Origin of the sequence: Myxococcus vastator, from assembly GCF_010894475.1 — a bacterium.
Taxonomy (GTDB): domain Bacteria; phylum Myxococcota; class Myxococcia; order Myxococcales; family Myxococcaceae; genus Myxococcus; species Myxococcus vastator.
This window is the reverse complement of sequence record NZ_JAAIYB010000152.1, coordinates 1-17,387: the sequence shown is the minus strand read 5'-3', so window position 1 is coordinate 17,387 and position 17,387 is coordinate 1. Positions and strand designations below refer to the sequence as shown.

Sequence of the window (17,387 nt, the reverse complement as noted above, 5' to 3'; positions counted from 1 at the left end):
CTACGACGTGACGTGCCACCCACCATCGGAGCAGCGACAGGTGGAGCCCGCGCGAGGCGCCCCCTTCGCGGCACTGGCCGTGCTGCCCACGCCCGTCCCCCTCAAGCGGCCGGTTGCCTTGGTTGACCGCCCGCGTCGGCAGGTGTGGCACCTTGCCGCCATCGCTGGCGTCGTCGCGCTCGCAGTCGGTGCGGGCCTCTGGAGTTACTCAGGCGAGGTTGAGGCCCCTGCCACCGAGCCGCACGTCGCGGCGAGCCCGCGTCCTCTCAGCCCCCTCCGTTCGGCACCGCCTGTAAAAGCCTCTCCTGCTATGTCACCTCCTGCCCCCACTCCCGTGGCTCCCTCGGGGCCGGAGAGCGCTGCCGCACAGAAGGAAGGATCCACCTTGAAGACCCCGCCGCCTGAAGCGATGACCCAAGGACGCACGTCTCGCGCATCGAAGAAGTCTCCCCTGGCCGTCAAATGCGCGTCGCTGTCGCTCGCCGCTGCGTTGATGGCCGGTTGTCCCAGCGCCCAGATCCGGCCCGAGTCCTTCACCTGCCCGTCAGGGGCGATTGAGGCCATGCAGGACCACCTGCACTGGTCGAGCAGCGACATGTTCGCGGTTCAGCTCGACGATCGTTACGGCCGAACGGATAACGTGTGGTTCACCCCTGGTGCCGATGTGGTGGGGATTGTCCCGAAGGGCATGGACCAAGCCCGTCGCCAGTGGGAGCTCGCCCCCGCCGGGACCCGCTTCTACGGCAAGGCCTACTATCTGTCCGACAAGATGGGCCGCGAGGACGGACCGTCGCTCGTCGTCCGGTATGACCGCGTGAAGCTCCCAGGTCAGGACGAGCAGCCCATTTGCTTCGTGGTCGTGAGCATTGCCCAGGCCTTCACGGACGGCAAAGTGAAGGCGCGCAACTTCAACGGCGGGCGTGTCGTTTACCGCTGGCCTTGAGCCCCTTGGGGAACGTGGAGGGTAGGGGGTCGATTCCGGCCGTCCCGCGGCGGACCGGACAGGACCCCTTGGGGTAGTTCCCTCACCGACTATCTCCCAGGTAATGTTCCGGCACGACGCGTTGGCTTCGGTGCCCGCGCGAATGTGAGGAGGGACGATCGTGTCGGCAATCGAGTTCGGGGTTCCAAGAGGGGCGATTCTCTTCGTCCAGGATGGCTTCCAGTACGAGTTCCGCGACAACCTGGGCGAGGCCCACCACGGGCTGAGCCTCCTTCTGGCGAGGCGCCGCACCCTGGAAGGCCACGTCGAAAAACAGGTGCTGCTGAAGGCGGTCGGGGTGCCCCGCGATGGGCAATCGTGGGCACGTATCGAGCGCGCCCGGTTGAAGCTCGAAGAGCAAGTGCGGCTCGCGGCGTATCTGGATCACCCCGGAATCGTTCGCGTCCACGGGATACACAAGGGCGAGGGCGGCTGGTACGCCATCACCGACCGGCCGTTGGGGAACAGCGTGAACGACCTGGTAACGGTCGCGGGTGAATGCCGGCGGCGTCTATCGCCCCTGTTCGTGCTGTACGTGGGGGCGCAGGTGGCAACGGCGCTCGCGCACGCTCACGAAGCCGCGGACGAGAAGGGGAGGCCCCTGAACATCGTTCATCGGTCGCTCGACGCGGGGCACATCTTCGTGGACTGGAATGGCGCCACGCAGATCGCCGACTTCGGGCTCGCCCTTTCGGACCTGCCTGGCCGCGTGGCGTCCACCGTGCACCGCTCGCAGGGGGATGCGTTCTACTCGTCCCCGGAGATGCTCCTGACGGGCCGCGTGGATGCGCGCTCGGACCTCTTCGCACTGGGTAACGTCCTGCTCGAACTGGCGACGGGGAAGAACCTCCTCGACGCCCCCGATACCCTGACCGAGGACGTCAAGGACTCCGTGTCGGTCCGGCAGCGCCGGCGCGTCCGGCAGGCCATCAAGCGGGCCCAGATGGCGGGGAGTCCGTCCGTCGTCGCAGACGCGATCTGGCGCGCGGCGACCTACACACAGGCGGAGCTGGAGGCGATGACGGAGTCGCTTCCGCAGGGGCTGGCCTTGCCGCTGCGCAAGCTCCTTCAACCCCGGCCCGCTGACCGCTACCAGACGGCCCGGGCGCTGGCGACGGACCTGCGTGCGTGGTTGGGCGACGGCGAATTCTTCGGGCCGACCGAAGCGGAAGCAGAGCTGAAGGCGCTGCTGCGGCAGGCGGGCGAGCTGCTCGCGGAGCTGGACATTCGCGCTCCCCGGCGCTCCGCGGCGTCGCAGGACGTGCTCAGCACGAACTAGCACGCCGCCGGGTGTTGGCCCCCACGGCCCGGGGGGCTGGTGCCATGTCGCCGGTTTGCTCGCCCATCAGCAGGCGTGCGCGTCAACACCGGATGGGCCCCCTGCCATCGCCGGCACGCGCGCAGGGGTGCCCTGAGCTGAGGGGTCAAGGCGCAGAGCGCCCGCCGATCGCCGGGAAGCGCTCATAGGCCCGCTTCAGCGCGTCCAGGTGGGCGGGGGTGTCCAGGTCGAGCGGCGCGTCCGTGAGCTGCACGACCCATCCCCCCGTCGCCGTGCGCCGTGCCCGTGAGAGGAGGTCCGCGTCGCGGGCAGGGTCCGGGAATCCGATGGCCTGCGCGGCTGCGGGAGACCAATAATTCAGCCACCCGAGGTAATAGGGAATCTCGGGCGAGCGGATTTTCTCCGGGAATTTGAGCATGGGAAGCCCACGGGGTGAACGCTCCGGTCCATGATCTGAGCGGCGCATCTGCTGCGCGACTTCCGAGCCGTAGCCCTCCGACGACGAATACCCCCAGAAGGCGCGCGCGCCTTCGGCAATGCCCTCCAACACACTCGATGCCGCGGCGATAACAGTCGCGTCTAGCGGCAGGTCCGCATGGACATCGAGCAGCGGCTGGCCTCCTGGTGCCTGACTCGCGGGTGTTTTCAACCCGGAAATCGTCACGGGGTAGCTCTCGTCGCCGTTGCATAACAACGGGAACTTTCCGCGTGTTGCCGCCTCAGAGAGCCAGGCGTCGCGCTGCGGTAGCTTGATGGGGCGCCCTCCTTTACCTACCTCCCACTCTAGGCGCAAACCTGGAAGAGCCCGCTCAATCCCATGGACAACAGCGAGCGTGCGGCCATTGTCGTCCACGAGCGCGGGCGAGTAGACGGCGAAATGGAGGCGATCTTGCGTGGTCATCGTTTGCACCCCGTAACGACGATATTGGGTTCAAGGTCGGGCGCCAAGTCGAGCAGCGCCTTCTTGTGCGCGGCGCTGCTGACCCCAACAACGAAGTCATATCTACAGGCCGCAGCAATTTCGCGATCTTCCCGCATCTCATCCACATGATCGCGCGCCACCTGATTCCGAAGAAAGAGCGAATACGTGTCAAATTGGTGGGTCTTGATCTCCCACAAAACACGCACGCCGACTTGCAGCGCGTCGAATTGCTTTCCATTCACGAGCACGTCCATGCCGGGGTAGCGGTTCGGCGGAAACGTGTCGGCGCACTCGTTATGCGGGTCATCCTCGCCCGCGTGCGGCACCGGGACGGGCCTGCACTCGGGGCGGCGCTCTCGGTCCAAGGGCTCGGTCGGCCCCGGGGGGAACCCGTCCTGCCCTGATGGCTCGGGCTTGGGCTTTCGGTGCGTCAAACGCTCCTGCTCATGGGATGGCCGCGTTTGGGTCTCAGGCTTCGCACGCTCACGCGATGCGTTCCGTTCATAAGCATCAAGCCCCTCCTTGATCGCAACCGCCACCACCACGGTTCCAATAACAATCACTGCTCCAGTGATGACGGCCGGCGACGCAAAGACGCAGAGCGCTACGCCCATGGGCACGGCAGCCGCAGCCGCAGGCGCAGAGGCGACAGCGCATCTTCCGGTGACATCCCGAAACCTGACCCTGTCGCGATCGAGAGCGTGAAAGCACCTCTCCGCGAGGAAAGGCCATTCGTTGGATGCCTCCCGCACCACGCAGCGCCCGCCATCCGCCCACGGCAGCGTCGCTGCTCTCTGGAGGTTGGCGATCCTCGGGTTCCGGGCCGCTGGGCCTCTCGGGCTTGGCTCCGTCGTTGCACAGGCCGAGAGAAACAGCAGGAGTGCGCCGCATGTTCGGGAACGCATGGCCACGTCCTTACGGAAGGGGGGCTGCCCGTCACGCTCGACAGCGAGAGTGCTCGCAGCGCGCCCGAGTTTCGCAGCGCGGCCCCTGGGGAGCCAGAACCGAGTGTCTCCTATTGGAGTTGCCGCAGCTCAGCGGTACACCTTTCCACCCCAGATGAACGCGCCCCCGACGAGCGGCACGCTGTAGGCCGCGACGTGTCCCGTCGGCCTCAGCTACCTCGACATGTCCCTGTTGAATTCAAGCCCTGACACCGCCGCTGCATGATGCCGCCAAGGAGCTTCCCTCCCCCGAGCCCCTCCGGATCAACTACACACGATTCGGGACTTGACCGCAGCCGTTGCCGGAAGCCTCGCGCCTGTTTGATTTGGCCGGTTACTCCAAAACGCTCCTAGCGTTTCCGGTCCTGGCGCCACCTCGCGGGGGTGGTGCCGTGGGCCCGCCTGAAGGCCTTGCCGAAGTGCACCGCATCGGCGAAGCCCGTCGCTTCGGCGACGCGCTCCAGCGTCACGGGCGTGGTCAGCATCATCGCCTGTGCGCGCTGGAGGCGGGCCCGCAGCTGCCATTGATAGGGAGCCACGCCAGTGGAGGCCTTGAAGGCGCGGCTGAAGTGCGCTTGTGACAGGTCCACCAGCGCCGCCAGCTCCGACAATTCGACCCGCTCGGGCAGGCGCGACTCCAGGTAGTCGAGCACCCGCCGCAGCTGCCACGGCGCCAGCCCCTTGCGCGTCGAGGGGCGCTCCCCACGGCGCGAGCCCAGCATGGCGAAGATGGCGGCGATCAATCCGTCGCCGTAGAGCTGCGCGGCGGGGTCGTCGTCATCCACCACCTCGGCGAGCAAGCGCATCAGCGTCCAGAGCCGGTCATCGGCGAAGCGCAATCTCGGCGCGTCCAATCCGGCGGGGGCCAGCGATTGGCCCAGGCGCTCACCCAGGTCCTTCAGGTCGAACGTGAGCACGGCATCGCGCACCAGGCGCGAGTCGGCGCCGTAGCCCCACAGCGGCATGCCGGCGGGCATGAGGTTCAGCTGCCGTGGGACGTACCCGATGGCGCAGGGCCGGCCTTCGCGCAGGCGGGGCTCGCAGGGCGACCCGACTTCCTCCAACAGCGCGCTCAGGCGTGTCTGGCCCTCCAAGCACAGCGGATGCTCGGCCCGACCCGAACAGCGGATCTCATTCACATCCACGCAGACTTCATTCCACTTCCGCCGGGTAACGGAAATGCCCACCACGTTCAATGGCAGGGGTCTCAGCCGTTCAGCGCGCGTCTCCAAGGCATCGTTCTCCCGAGCCCCCTGACGACAGCGGACTCAGGAGAACGATGCCAGCAGTCGGGAAGTCCGTCATTCCCTGCCGGGGAGGGCCGCGTCAGACGCCCGAGCCGGGCCGGCCCGCCAGCAGTTGGAGTTCCCAGGCGAAGGCCACGGCGCTGCCGCCGCCGTGCTCGGCCAGCACGCCAGCGAGCCCTGCGGCGCTCTCCTCGCGGGCCCAGTCGCGCTGCCATTCGGCGACCACCGCCATCCAGGTGATGGGCGTCACGCCCGCCATCTGCATGCGGCGCACCGCCATGTCATGCGCCTCGCGGCTGACGCCACCCGAGGCGTCGGTGACGGCGTAGACGTCGAAGCCCTCACCGGCCGCCTGGATGGCGGGCATGGCCAGGCAGATCTCCGTCCACAGCGCGGCGATCACCAACTTCTTCCGGTCCGTCTTCTTCACCGCGTCCACCACGCGGCGGTCCTCCCAGGTGTTGATGAAGGTGCGGTCGATAGGCTTCTGCTCGGGGAACACGTCCTGCAAGCCCTTGATCAGGTAGCCGCCGCGCTCCTCGATGACCGTGGTGAGGATGGTCGGCACGTTGTAGACCTTGGCCGCCTTGGCCAGTCCGACGACGTTGTTGATCACCATCGTCGGTTCGTGACTGTGCAGGTTGGCGAACTGGTAGGGCTGATGGTCGATCAGCACCAGCACGCTGTTCTGGGGCGTCAGCAGGGCGCCGAGCCCGTGGTGGGAGTTGGCCTGGGGCATGCTCATGGGTATGGAGACTCCTGGAGAGGAATGCGAAGGGGACGGGAATCAGGCCCGAAACCGGGAGCGGAGACACTGTTCGGGACTGCGCCTTCTGGTCTGTTCCTGCTCCGGAATTCGAGGCCGCAGCTGGTTCGGGGAGCACGGCGCGAGCCAGGCTCACGGCTCGAACCTCATGCCCAGGTACAGCGCGAGCCCGCCGAGCTGACTGTCCAGCCAGGGCGTGTGCACCGGGGCCCAGGCGCCTCGCGCCTCCGCCAACGCGCTCCAGCGGTCGAAGCGGTGGGCTGCTTGAAGCGCGACGAAGCCCATGCCGGCGACGCGGCTCTCCTTCACCTCGCCCTGTGCGCCGCTGGAGAGGGCGTGGTGGAAGAAGGGGACCGGTCCGGCGCCTGCTCGCCCGTGGAGGGAGAACGCGCCACGGCGGAAGAGCTCCGCGCGCACGGAGAGCAGCAGGGGCAAGGCCACCACCTGCGAGCGGACCGTCCCGCGCGCATCCGCCGGACCACCGTCCATGGCGGTGCGGGCGCCGATTTCCAGCTCCGCCGCGAGCCGGTGACGCCACCAGGGCGTGAGGACCGACACGCCCACGCCGCCCGACGGACCGGAGTTGGCGCCGCTCGCGAACACGCCCCCCGCGAGCAGGAAGTACGAGCTGCGCCAGGTGTCGACCACCTCGGCTGCGCGCGCGGTGACGGACGTGGACAGCACGGTGACGTCGGCCTCGGTGTGTGCCGCGTGCGCCCGGTCCATGCGGCGGACGCGCACCGTCACCCGCTGGGCGCCGGAAGCGGGAATGACGCGAACGCGCAGCACGTCCTGGGCCTCGGCGCCGACGTCGGCCGAGCGGGGGACATCACCAGCCGGCGGCTCCGTTGCCTGGACGCCCTCCGCGGCCGTGGCCATCCCCGCTGACGCAAGCCTCGTCGTCCGCGTATCCACAGGGGCAGGGGCGACCACCGCGCCTTCCGCCAGCACGTCGACGTCACTGGCGCGCAAGGGCGCTTCGCCCGCCATCAACAGCCAGCCCCCCTCCACCGCGGGCAGGGCCGGCGGCGTGAGGGCCGCGGCCAGCGGCGAGTCGGGCGGAGGGTCCAGCGGAACGGTCGCATCGGTGCGGAGCGTCCCTCGCGTGGCCAGCACCCGCGCCTGCCGGACGCCAGGAGGGACTTCGACGGGCACGCGCGCCTGTCCCCGGGCGTTCGCCCGGACCGGACCGAAGCGGCGCTTCGCGACCTCCACCTCGACGTGCGCGCCCGCCGCCGTGGCGACATCGAGCTCCGTGAGGCCCACCAGCGGCAGCCGCACCACCGTCACCGGGGGCGGCGCGTCCGCGGCGGGAGCGTCCGTCCAGAAGAGCAGCACGGCCACCTGCGGATAACGCACCGCCGGAGGGCGCCACTCGAAGCGGCGGACAGCGCCACCCTCCACCACGCGGTTCGAGGCGAACGTGCCCGTGGACGCCGCGGCGTGGAGGGGACCCGTGCCGGCGGGGACCTGGACCTTCAGCGTCACCGGGACATCGGCGCCGAGCACGATGCGCTCGGGCGACCAGGACACGGTGACGTCAGGCGCACCCGCCATCCCCGCCACCGGCATGGCGAGGACCATCAGGAGGGGCAGCGCGCGCAGTGTCATCGTCCGTGCCCCTCCAAGATGGCGGTGCTCCCCCGGTCAGTCCTCCGACGCGGGGGGCGGCTCGGCGCCGTCCGCGGGCGCCGGCTCGGCGCTGTCACTGACGGGCTGGGGCTTGTCCGCGGGCCCGGTGACCTGCCGGCTGGGCGGGCTGAACACCGGCTTCTCCACCGGGCCACCACCCCGGCCGTGCACCAGCGTCTTGGTGTCGCCGCGGAAGGTGATGTCCACCTTGTCGCCGCGAACAGCCGAGACGAAGCCCGTGCCAAAGGTGGGATGCTGGATGACCTGATCCACCTTGTAGGTGTCCTTCGGGCTGTAGCGGGGCGCGTTGGCGACATCCTTGCCAGCGAGCTGCTCTTCGAAGGAGATGATGAGCTTCTCCGCCTTGGAGGCCGCGCTGGAGGACGCGCGCGGGGTGCGGGTGGTGCTGGACGACGGGCGATCCGTCGCGCCGGGCGCCGCGCGATAGACGTGGTCTCCGCCACACGTGTTGCAGCGCACCCGAGCAATCTTCGTTCCCACCATCGCCAGGATGGTGTGCGCGAGGGTGAGCTTGCATCGGGTACAAAGCGCATCCACCTCGCCGCCGACCTTATGAGTTGCCATGTTCGTTCGTCAGTTTCTCTGCCCGGCAGCGGACGGCGCCGGGCATGGGAGTAAAGGGGCGCGGAACATAACGGCATCGCTTCCAAGGGAGGAAGTGTCTTCGTCGCCTGCCTCTCCGGGCCTTGTGCCGGCCAGCGTGCCGCCATAAAGAGTAGCCCTGAACGAATGACGACGCAGACCCCCAGCAAGCCGGCACGCGAGCCCGGGCCCTTCACCCAGGCCGTCACGCGCTTTGGCCAGGGGCTCATCGACATCGTCAGCACCCTGGGCGGCATCATCACCATGGGGCTGGACGTGTTCCGCTGGAGCGTGCGGCGCCCCTTCCGGCTGGTCAACCTCTTCGCCCAGCTGGACTTCGTGGGCGTGGGGTCCATCTTCATCGTGTCGCTCACCGGCACGTTCACCGGCATGGTGTTCGCGCTGCAGACGTCCACCGCCTTCCAGCTCTTCGACGCGGAGAGCCTGGTGGGCCCCACGGTGGCCCTGACGCTCACCCGCGAGCTGGCGGCCGTGTTCTCCGCGCTGATGGTGACCATGCGCGCCGGCTCCGCCATGTGCACCGAGCTGGGCACCATGCGCGTCACCGAGCAGGTGGACGCGCTGGAGACCATGGCCGTCAACCCGGTGCAGTACCTGCTGGTCCCCCGGGTGCTGGCCGGCCTCTTCATGGTGCCGGCGCTCACCATGCTCTTCAACACCATGGGCATGGGCGGCGCCTACGTGGTGGCCGTGGGCGGCCTGGGCATCTCCCCCGGAACGTTCCTCTCCCGGACGCAGCAGTGGCTGGCGCCGGAGGACATCTTCCAGGGCCTGCTCAAGGGCGCCGTGTTCGGCCTGGCGGTGTCCCTCATCTGCTGCTTCAAGGGCTTCAACGCCTCGGGCGGCGCCAAGGGCGTGGGGCAGGCCACCACGGAGGCGATGGTGGCCAGCGCGCTGTCCATCTTCATCCTCGACTTCATCCTGGGCGTCCTCTTCTTCTGATGGCGCCCCCGGCCTCCAACGCTCCGGCGTCCGGCACGCCGATGATCCAGGTGGTCGACCTGCACAAGACGTTCGGCGACCACAAGGTGCTCACCGGCATCAACCTCACCGTGCCGGTCGGCAGCACCTGCGTCATCCTGGGCGGCTCCGGCTCCGGCAAGACGGTGCTGATGAAGCACATGATTGGCCTGCTCAAGCCGGACAAGGGGCAGGTCATCGTCGACGGGGAGGACATCGTCCCCATGGGCGTCGAGTCGCTCCAGCACGTGCGCAACAAGTTCGGCATGGTGTTCCAGGCCGCCGCGCTGTTCGACTCCATGACCGTCTTCGAGAACGTGGCCTTCCCGCTGCGGGAGCACACGAAGGACCCAGAGGACGTCATCCGCCAGAAGGTCCGCGCGCGGCTGGACCTGATGGGCCTGAAGAAGGACGTGGAGGACCGGTTCCCCGCGGACCTGTCCGGCGGCATGCGCAAGCGGGTGGGCCTGGCGCGGGCCATCGTCATGGACCCGAAGGTGGTGCTCTATGACGAGCCCACCACCGGCCTGGACCCGATCACCACGGATTACGTGGATGAGATGATCCTGGCCGCCCAGAAGGAGCTGGGCGTCACCAGCGTGGTCATCAGCCATGACATCTCCTCCGCCTTCAACGTGGCGGACCAGATCGCGTTCCTCTCCAAGGGCGTCATCGTGGCCAACGGCACGCCGGAGCAGCTCCGTGAGGCGGAGCACCCCGCGGTGAAGGTGTTCCTGGAGACCTGGTTCGGGAAGAATTGACAGGAGACGCGGGGCGGCGGGAGGGCGGCGGGCGCCAGGAAAATGTGGCACTCGGGATGCAAAACGTTAGAGTCGCGGCGGCCGGTCGCGCTCGGAGTCACATCAGGTGAAGAAGCTCGTCACGCCCTTCCGTGTGGGCCTGCTGGTCATCGCGGCGGGGGCTTTTTTCGTCACCTTCGTCCTGTTCGCTCGCAAGGGTGGTTTGAGCGACAGCGAATCCACGAAGGTGTGGGCCTATTTCCGGGATGCGTCCGGCCTCGCCGTGCGTGGGCGCGTGCAGATCGCCGGCATCCCGGTGGGCGAAATCGACGGCATCACGCTCGAGGGCACCCGGGCGAAGGTCTGGCTGAAGATCCGCGACGACGTGGACCTGCGCGAGGACGCCGTCGTCACCAAGCGCTCCGAGTCGCTGCTGGGTGACTACCTGCTGGACCTCAACCCCGGCACGGAGGGCGCGCCCAGCCTGGAGACGGGCGGGCAGATCCGCCGCGTCGTCGACACGCAGGGCATGGAGGCCGTCTTCGAGTCGCTGTCGCAGATCACCGCCGACATCCAGGAGGTGACGGGGGCGCTGCGGGAGGTGCTCGGCGGTGAGCGCGGCGCGGGGTCGCTCCAGCGCATCGTGGAGAACCTGGTGCGGCTGTCGGACTCCGTGGACGCCACCGTCCGCCGCAACGCGGACCGCCTGGACACCATCGTCGGCAACGTGGAGGCCATCTCCCAGGACGTGCGCGGCATCACCCAGGGGAACCAGGCGGAGATCACCCGCATCATCGACAACATCGAGTTCATCACCCGCGACGTGCGCCAGGTGCTGGGCAGCGTGAAGAACATCGTGGGCACGGGTGAGGGCGACGTGAAGGAGTCCGTCGCCAGCCTCAAGGAGACGCTCAGGAAGCTGGACGGCGCCCTGGGCAACATCGAGGAGATCACCCGCAAGGTGAAGGAAGGGGAGGGCGCCGCCGGCGTGCTGCTGGCCGACGAGGCCGTGGGCCGCGAGCTCCGCGAGACGGTGCAGGACGTGTCGCGCTTCGCCTCGCGCCTGACGGACCTCCAGGCGGAGATTGGCATCCAGAGCACCTACCTGGCCGCGCAGGGGAATTCGAAGAACGTCTTCTCCGTGCGGCTCATCCCCAAGCCGGACAAGTACTACCTGCTGGAGCTGGTGGACGACCCGCGCGGCAGCGTGACGACGGAGGTGTTGCAGACCAACCCCCCGTCCGAAGGCGACCCCGTCGTGCAGACGCGGAAGGTGACGAAGGAGAGCCTCAAGGTCAGCGCGCAGTTCGCCAAGCGCTGGTACTTCACCACCCTGCGCGTGGGCCTCATCGAGTCCACCGGCGGCGTGGGCGCCGACCTGCACTTCTTCAACGACGCGCTCCGGTTCCAGATGGACGCCTTCAACTTCGCGGACGACGAGCTGCGCTATCCCCGCCTGCGCGCCAGCCTGCGCGCCCAGCCCATTGACCACCTGTATTTGATCGCGGGCATGGACGACATGCTCAACGCCCAGCAGCGGGACCTGGCGACGCGGCGCCTGGTGGCGGGCCGCGACTTCTTCGTGGGCGGCGGCCTGTTCTTCACGGACGATGACCTGAAGGCCATCCTCACCTTGACAGGCATTCCAACGCCCTGAACCCGGCGCTCGGCGCTTGACGTCAAACGGGAAACGACGTACCCGGCATGGGCACGGGGCCCAGGGGAGCGCCGTGCCTGTTTTCACGGCATCTCCCCCCAGGAAGCTCGCATGTCCCTGCTCGTCGTCGGCTCCGTCGCCCTGGACTCAGTGGAAACCCCCTTCGGCCAGAAGGAGGACATCCTCGGGGGCTCGGCCACCTACTTCTCCACGTCGGCCTCGTTCTTCAGCCCCGCGCGCGTCGTGGCGGTGGTGGGCGAGGACTTCCCCGAAGGACACCTCAACTTCCTGCGGGGCCGGGGCATCGACCTGGAGGGCCTCACCCGGGAGACGGGCCGCACCTTCCGCTGGAAGGGCCGCTACGGCTACGAGCTGAACGAGGCGCAGACGCTGGACACCCAGCTCAACGTCTTCCAGGCCTTCTCCCCGAAGCTGCCGGAGTCCTACCGGGACACGCCCTACGTCTTCCTGGGCAACATCCACCCGGAGCTCCAGGCGCAGGTGCTGGACCAGGTGAAGGCGCCGAAGCTGGTGGCCGCCGACACCATGAACTTCTGGATCAAGGGCAGCCGGGATGCGCTGCTCAAGACGCTCTCCCGCGTCAACCTCCTGTTCGTCAACGACGCGGAGGCCCGGCAGCTGGCCGGCGAGCACAACGTGGTGAAGGCCGCTCGCGCCATCATGGCCATGGGCCCGCAGCGCGTGGTCATCAAGCGCGGTGAGTACGGCGCGCTCCTCTTCGAGGCCGAGCACATCTTCGCGTGCCCCGCCTTCCCCCTGGCGGAGGTCTTCGACCCCACCGGCGCGGGGGACACCTTCGCCGGCGGCTTCATGGGCGCCCTGGCCACCTCCAATGGCGTGTTGGATCAGGCGTTGCTGCGCCGCGCCATGGTGATGGGCAGCGTCATGGCCTCCTTCACGGTGGAGAAGTTCAGCCTGGAGCGCCTGCGCGAGGTGACGCGCTCGGAGATCCACGCCCGCTTCGCCGAGTTCCGGAAGCTGACCCACTTCGACGACCTGGGCCCCCTGGAGCGATGAGGCCGTGGGCAAGGGGAGGGCGCTCCACCACCCTTGAACTTGACTGCGGAATCAGGCCGTCCCTAGGCTGCGGATTCGGGTGACGGAAGAAGGTTCCGGGTTGAGCGAAAACCGAAAGTCCACACGCATTCCCACCCAGCTTCGGTGCTGGTGCGAGGGTGACAACGTCACGCTCTACGCGCGAATCTCGAATTTGAGCGAGGGAGGCCTGTTCCTCCGCACGAGCACGCCCCTGGCGCGAGGGGCGCGGACGGTGGTGAAGCTGTCTCCCGCGGGCCACCAGGACATCCAGGCCCAGGCCACGGTGGTGTGGCTCCGGGAGGCGGAGGAACGAGCGCTTCCCGCGGGCATGGGGTTGCGTTTCGAGTCCCTGGACAGCGATACCCTGGGACGGCTTCGCCAGATGATTTCGCAGCAGCAGCAGAACCAGGTGAAGGCCGGCTGGGCGGGTTGAGCCCACGCCACCGGACCGAGGCCCCGCATGCGTATCGCCGTCATCTCCGACATCCACTCCAACATCGAGGCGCTCACCGAGGTGCTCCGCGTCGCCGAGCACCAGAAGGTGGACCGGTTCGTCTCGCTGGGGGACATCGTCGGTTACGGGGCGTCGCCCAACCCGTGTTGTGAGCTGGTGCGCTCGGTGGCGGAGGTGACGCTCCTGGGCAACCACGACGCGGCGGTGGCGGGGCGGATGGACTACTCGTACTACTACGACGCCGCCCGGCACGCGCTGGACTGGTCCGCCAACGTCCTCACCGATGAGAACATGGCCTGGCTGCGCAGCCTCCCGTACACGTACCGGATTGGCGACGTGGGCTTCTGCCATGGGTCGCCCATCGACCCGAAGGCGTACGAGTACATCTTCGCGCTGGAGCAGGCCCGGGAGCTGACGCCCTACGTGGCGGAGCTGCCGGAGGTGACGTTCATTGGCCACAGCCACCTGTGCCGAGCCTTCGCCATTGGCAACGGCGAGGTGAACGACGTGGTGGCCCAGAAGTTCGGCATCCGCCGGGGCTACAAGTACATCATCTCCGTGGGCAGCGTGGGCCAGCCGCGCGACTACGACAACCGGGCGTGCTTCGTCATCTGCGACACGGACGCGCGCACGGTGGAGTACGTCCGCGTCGAGTACGACATCGAGACGTCGGCGCAGAAGATCTTCGACGCGGACCTGGCGCTGAACTTCGGCAAGCGCCTGTTCCTGGGCGTCTGAGGCGCGCTTCCGGGGCACAAAAGGCGGACAGGCGCGGGGAAATGACATAAACCCGTGGCGTGCGCACCCTGGTCCTCCGAGCGTCCCTCAGGCCCCTCGTGGGCGTCGTCTCCGCAGTGCTGCTCACGCTGGCGCCCGCCGGCTGCCGCCGCGAGCCTCCCGCCCCTTCCGCCGAGTACGAGGAGGCCGCCCGCCGCTTCCGCGAGCTGTACGCGCAGAAGCTGGATGACGCCTACCTGGATCCGCGGGTGGGTGAAATCGAGGCGCAGCTCCAGCGCGTCCCCGCGGACAGCCTGGACGCCGAGGGCGCCCGCGAGCTGCTCCAGCGCATCAAGGACGGACGGCAGCGGATGGCGACGGCCGCCAGCGAGCGGGACGAGGCCGTGGCCAGCGCCCGGGAGCTGCCGCCGGGCTCCTACACCGCGCCGTCCACCGAGGAGCCGGCGCGCCCCGCGGCTCCGGCGGAGGCACCGGACGCCGGGCCTCCGGACGCCGGCGCGGCGGGCGGGCCCCAGGCGGGCACGGCCGCGTCCGAGCTGGTGGCGGGCTTCCGGGGGTGCTTCCAGCGGGGCACCCCCATCGACGTGCAGGGCCGTGGCATGCGGGAGACCTGGCAGCTCGCCGACCGCACCGCCTGCCGCCTGGAGTACCCCCAGCATCAGGACGCCTTCCTCCTGATTGAAGCGGGGAAGGTCCTCACGCTGTTACCCAAGAGTGCCGTCCAGACTGTCCCTGTCACTCCCGACGGCGGTCCGGCACCCGCGACCGACGCCGGTCGCTAGCACCGATTCGCCGATATGAACGACCAGACTTTCATGAAGTTGATGCAGGTGTTGCCCAAGTCCGCGCTCTCCTCCGTGGTGGGGATGGCCACGCGCCTGCCCGTGCCCGCGCCGGTGCACCAGGCCGCGATGCGCGCCTTCGCCAAGGCCTACAACGTGGACATGGAGGAGGCCGAGCACTCCTTCGACCACTACCCGACCTTCGCCCAGTTCTTCACCCGGGGCCTGAAGCCCGGCCTGCGTCCGGTGGACGCGGGAGAGAAGGTGGTGGTGTCCCCGGTGGACGGCCGCGTGTCCCAGGTGGGCTATTCGGACCACGGGCGCTGCCTGCAGGCCAAGGGCATCGAGTACACGGTGGACGAGCTGCTGGGAGACGCCGAGGCCGCCAGGCCGTTTCACGGCGGCGCCTGGACGACCATCTACCTGTCGCCGCGCGACTACCACCGCATCCACGCGCCGCTGGGCGGCACGATTACGGGCTACGCGTACATCCCCGGCGAGTTCTGGCCGGTGAACCCCGCGTCGGTGAAGAACAAGCAGTCCCTGTTCTGCGTCAACGAGCGGCTGGTGACGTACCTGGACACCGTGGCGGGCAAGTGCGCCGTGGTGAAGGTGGGCGCCACCTGCGTGTCGCGCATCAAGGCGGCCTACGACGAGGTGACGACGCACACCGGGCAGCCCGGCAAGGTGCACCGCTACGGCGCGGCCATGCCGGTGGAGAAGGGTGGGGAGCTGGGCCGCTTCGAGATGGGCTCCACCGTCATCCTCCTGTTCGAGCCCAAGCGCGTCACCTGGGATGAGAGCCTCCAGGAGGAGGCCGTGGTGCGGCTGGGCAAGCGAATCGGAGTCATCGCGTGAGCCAGAAGGTCGCGGGCGTCAAGGGCATGAACGATCTCCTCCCCGGGGAGATTGAGATCTGGCAGCACGTGGAGGGGCTGGCCCGCGAGCTGTTCGGCCGCTTCGGCTACGGTGAGCTCCGCACGCCCATGGTGGAGGACACCGCCCTGTTCGTGCGCAGCGTGGGCGAGGAGACCGACATCGTCGGGAAGGAGATGTACACCTTCAACGACAAGGCGGACCGCAGCCTGTCCCTGCGCCCGGAGGGCACCGCGCCCGCGGCCCGCGCGTACATCGAGCACTCCGTCGCCAACCAGGAGCCGCTCACCCGCTGGTTCTACATGGGGCCCATGTTCCGCTACGAGCGGATGAAGACGGGCCGCTACCGCCAGTTCTATCAAATCGGCGCGGAGGCCTACGGCGCGAAGGAGGCCGCCCAGGACGTCGAGATGATGGACATGGTGATGCAGTTCCTGGAGCGGCTGGGGCTCAAGGACATCACGCTGAACATCAACTCGCTGGGGGACGAGGCCTGCCGGCCCACGTACCACACGAAGCTGGTGGAGTATCTCCAGGCCCACCGCGAGGAGCTGTGCGGGGACTGCCAGAAGCGCATGGAGAAGAACCCCCTGCGCGTCCTGGACTGCAAGAACGAGAAGTGCCAGGCCATCGCCGCGGCCGGCCCCAATGTGCTGGAGACCCTGTGCGAGCCCTGCCGCGCGCACTTCGACGACGTGCAGCGGAAGCTGACGGCGCTGGGCGTCCGGCACGTCGTGAATCCGCGAATGGTGCGGGGGTTGGACTACTACACGCGCACCGTCTTCGAATTCGTCGCCTCGCATCCCGCGCTGGGCACCGCCAGCACCGTGGGCGGCGGTGGCCGCTATGACAAGCTGGTGAAGAGCCTGGGCGGGCCGGACGCGCCGGCGGTGGGCTTCGCCTGTGGTCTGGACCGGCTGGTGCTGCTCCTGAAGGAGAGCGGCCAGCAGTTCGCTGCCCGCCCGGACATCTTCGTCGCGGTGGCGGACGCGGGCTCGCACGACGCCGCCCTGGTGCTGGCCAGCCGCCTGCGCCGCGAGGGCCTGCGCGTGGAGTTCGATACCCGCGGAGGCAGCCTCAAGAGCCAGATGAAGCGCGCGGACAAGCGCAGCGCGGACTTCACCCTGGTGCTGGGCGAGGCCGAGCGCACCAGTGGCCAGGCGAAGCTGAAGCCCATGGCCGGCGGGGAGCCCATCCCCGTCGCGCTCGACGAGGTCGCCAGGGTGGTGCGGGAGCGGAAGGCTGTCCCTGCCTAGGCCTCTGTGGGGTTCAGAACAGTATTCCAGGCGGTTCTTGCCAAGTCTGAGAAACTGAGGCAGGCGCGTAACCCCTGATAAACGCTGGGTTATCGGGGCGGTGGGAACTCGCGGGCACGGGTCGGGTCGGTTAGACTGGACTGCGATGCCGCGCGACACTTCCACCCACGTTGTGCCTCCGGCCCTGAGCTGGGTCCCCGTCCACGGGGACAGCATGTGGCCGTCGCTGCGCTCGGGCGACCATGCCGGCGTGGAGCCGCTGGAGGGGGCGCCGCGGCCTGGTGACGTCCTGCTGGCGCGCTTCGATCATGCGCTGGTGCTGCACCGGCTGCGGCGGTGGGAGGCCGAGGCGGTGGCGCTGCGTGGCGACAACTCACCCCAGGAGGATCCTCCGCTGGCGCCGTCACGGGTGCTGGGGCGGGTGCGCCGCGTGCGCCGGGGCGGCGTCGTCCTGGAGACGGGGTGGGAT

General features: G+C 68.7%; 18 protein-coding genes. 12 read left to right on the top strand and 6 right to left on the bottom strand.

The genetic code is table 11. The annotated features are described in order from the left end of the window. Window positions 1-385: 385 nt before the first annotated feature. Together G4D87_RS16965 and G4D87_RS16960 are read left to right on the top strand one after the other, a co-directional pair. The gene (locus tag G4D87_RS16965; RefSeq protein WP_163783110.1) at window positions 386-943 is read left to right on the top strand and encodes a hypothetical protein; all 558 of its coding nucleotides are present in this window, start codon (window positions 386-388) and stop codon (window positions 941-943) included. 160 nt (window positions 944-1,103) lie between these two features. Continuing rightward, window positions 1,104-2,261, top strand: coding sequence for a serine/threonine protein kinase (locus tag G4D87_RS16960; protein WP_163783109.1), 1,158 nt, complete (start codon window positions 1,104-1,106; stop codon window positions 2,259-2,261). Between the two features lie 145 nt (window positions 2,262-2,406). Here the strand turns inward: G4D87_RS16960 and G4D87_RS16955 are convergent, their stop codons facing one another. From G4D87_RS16955 to G4D87_RS16930, 6 genes are all read right to left on the bottom strand, one after another. Further along, entirely contained in the window at window positions 2,407-3,162 is a 756-nt protein-coding gene (locus G4D87_RS16955; protein WP_163783108.1) for a DUF5953 family protein, read from the bottom strand. Continuing rightward, window positions 3,159-4,088: a DUF6310 domain-containing protein gene (locus tag G4D87_RS16950; protein ID WP_163783113.1), complete on the bottom strand. Its 930-nt coding sequence runs from the start codon at window positions 4,086-4,088 to the stop codon at window positions 3,159-3,161. Before G4D87_RS16950 ends, G4D87_RS16955 begins: the two co-directional genes overlap by 4 nt. Window positions 4,089-4,477: 389 nt before the next feature. Beyond that, the gene (locus G4D87_RS16945; protein ID WP_240358337.1) at window positions 4,478-5,104 is read right to left on the bottom strand and encodes a helix-turn-helix domain-containing protein; all 627 of its coding nucleotides are present in this window, start codon (window positions 5,102-5,104) and stop codon (window positions 4,478-4,480) included. Window positions 5,105-5,453: 349 nt separating this feature from the next. Continuing rightward, window positions 5,454-6,119, bottom strand: a complete 666-nt coding sequence (locus G4D87_RS16940) for a hydrolase (RefSeq protein WP_240358336.1) — start codon at window positions 6,117-6,119, stop codon at window positions 5,454-5,456. Between the two features lie 153 nt (window positions 6,120-6,272). Beyond that, window positions 6,273-7,751, bottom strand: coding sequence for a hypothetical protein (locus G4D87_RS16935; RefSeq protein ID WP_163783106.1), 1,479 nt, complete (start codon window positions 7,749-7,751; stop codon window positions 6,273-6,275). Between the two features lie 36 nt (window positions 7,752-7,787). Beyond that, window positions 7,788-8,357 (bottom strand): hypothetical protein, encoded by a 570-nt coding sequence (locus G4D87_RS16930; protein ID WP_163783105.1) that lies wholly within the window; start codon window positions 8,355-8,357, stop codon window positions 7,788-7,790. Between the two features lie 165 nt (window positions 8,358-8,522). Between G4D87_RS16930 and G4D87_RS16925 the strand changes: the two genes are divergently transcribed. The 10 genes from G4D87_RS16925 to G4D87_RS16880 form a co-directional block, all read left to right on the top strand. Then, the gene (locus G4D87_RS16925) at window positions 8,523-9,338 is read left to right on the top strand and encodes an MlaE family ABC transporter permease (protein ID WP_163783104.1); all 816 of its coding nucleotides are present in this window, start codon (window positions 8,523-8,525) and stop codon (window positions 9,336-9,338) included. A gap of 41 nt (window positions 9,339-9,379) precedes the next feature. Next, window positions 9,380-10,117 carry an ABC transporter ATP-binding protein gene (locus tag G4D87_RS16920; RefSeq protein ID WP_163783111.1) on the top strand — a complete coding sequence of 246 codons (738 nt, stop codon included), beginning with the start codon at window positions 9,380-9,382 and terminating at the stop codon, window positions 10,115-10,117. Between the two features lie 106 nt (window positions 10,118-10,223). After that, entirely contained in the window at window positions 10,224-11,753 is a 1,530-nt protein-coding gene (locus G4D87_RS16915) for an MlaD family protein (protein WP_163783103.1), read from the top strand. A gap of 111 nt (window positions 11,754-11,864) precedes the next feature. Beyond that, a complete protein-coding gene (locus tag G4D87_RS16910; RefSeq protein ID WP_163783102.1) occupies window positions 11,865-12,791 on the top strand; it encodes a PfkB family carbohydrate kinase in 927 nt (308 codons plus the stop codon). A 100-nt stretch (window positions 12,792-12,891) separates the two neighbouring features. Continuing rightward, window positions 12,892-13,245: a TIGR02266 family protein gene (locus G4D87_RS16905; protein WP_217917601.1), complete on the top strand. Its 354-nt coding sequence runs from the start codon at window positions 12,892-12,894 to the stop codon at window positions 13,243-13,245. Window positions 13,246-13,272: 27 nt separating this feature from the next. Continuing rightward, window positions 13,273-14,004 carry a metallophosphoesterase family protein gene (locus G4D87_RS16900; RefSeq protein WP_090492537.1) on the top strand — a complete coding sequence of 244 codons (732 nt, stop codon included), beginning with the start codon at window positions 13,273-13,275 and terminating at the stop codon, window positions 14,002-14,004. Between the two features lie 98 nt (window positions 14,005-14,102). Further along, complete coding sequence (locus G4D87_RS16895; RefSeq protein ID WP_205507614.1) at window positions 14,103-14,786, top strand: cystatin family protein; 684 nt, start codon at window positions 14,103-14,105, stop codon at window positions 14,784-14,786. A gap of 15 nt (window positions 14,787-14,801) precedes the next feature. Next, complete coding sequence (gene asd / locus G4D87_RS16890; RefSeq protein WP_163783100.1) at window positions 14,802-15,644, top strand: archaetidylserine decarboxylase; 843 nt, start codon at window positions 14,802-14,804, stop codon at window positions 15,642-15,644. After that, the gene (hisS, locus tag G4D87_RS16885; RefSeq protein WP_163783099.1) at window positions 15,641-16,918 is read left to right on the top strand and encodes a histidine--tRNA ligase; all 1,278 of its coding nucleotides are present in this window, start codon (window positions 15,641-15,643) and stop codon (window positions 16,916-16,918) included. The genes asd and hisS overlap by 4 nt, the downstream gene beginning before the upstream one ends. A gap of 145 nt (window positions 16,919-17,063) precedes the next feature. Beyond that, window positions 17,064-17,387: S24 family peptidase (locus G4D87_RS16880; protein WP_163783098.1), on the top strand; the 324-nt coding region annotated here is incomplete at its 3' end.

Coding starts and splice junctions, on each gene's coding strand:
- G4D87_RS16955 (WP_163783108.1), bottom strand. CDS start 3,162: ATGACCACGCAAGATCGCCTCCATTTCGCCGTCTACTCGCCCGCGCTC.
- G4D87_RS16950 (WP_163783113.1), bottom strand. CDS start 4,088: ATGCGTTCCCGAACATGCGGCGCACTCCTGCTGTTTCTCTCGGCCTGT.
- G4D87_RS16945 (WP_240358337.1), bottom strand. CDS start 5,104: ATGCCCGCCGGCATGCCGCTGTGGGGCTACGGCGCCGACTCGCGCCTG.
- G4D87_RS16940 (WP_240358336.1), bottom strand. CDS start 6,119: ATGAGCATGCCCCAGGCCAACTCCCACCACGGGCTCGGCGCCCTGCTG.
- G4D87_RS16935 (WP_163783106.1), bottom strand. CDS start 7,751: ATGACACTGCGCGCGCTGCCCCTCCTGATGGTCCTCGCCATGCCGGTG.
- G4D87_RS16930 (WP_163783105.1), bottom strand. CDS start 8,357: ATGGCAACTCATAAGGTCGGCGGCGAGGTGGATGCGCTTTGTACCCGA.
- G4D87_RS16925 (WP_163783104.1), top strand. CDS start 8,523: ATGACGACGCAGACCCCCAGCAAGCCGGCACGCGAGCCCGGGCCCTTC.
- G4D87_RS16920 (WP_163783111.1), top strand. CDS start 9,380: ATGATCCAGGTGGTCGACCTGCACAAGACGTTCGGCGACCACAAGGTG.
- G4D87_RS16910 (WP_163783102.1), top strand. CDS start 11,865: ATGTCCCTGCTCGTCGTCGGCTCCGTCGCCCTGGACTCAGTGGAAACC.
- G4D87_RS16900 (WP_090492537.1), top strand. CDS start 13,273: ATGCGTATCGCCGTCATCTCCGACATCCACTCCAACATCGAGGCGCTC.
- asd (WP_163783100.1), top strand. CDS start 14,802: ATGAACGACCAGACTTTCATGAAGTTGATGCAGGTGTTGCCCAAGTCC.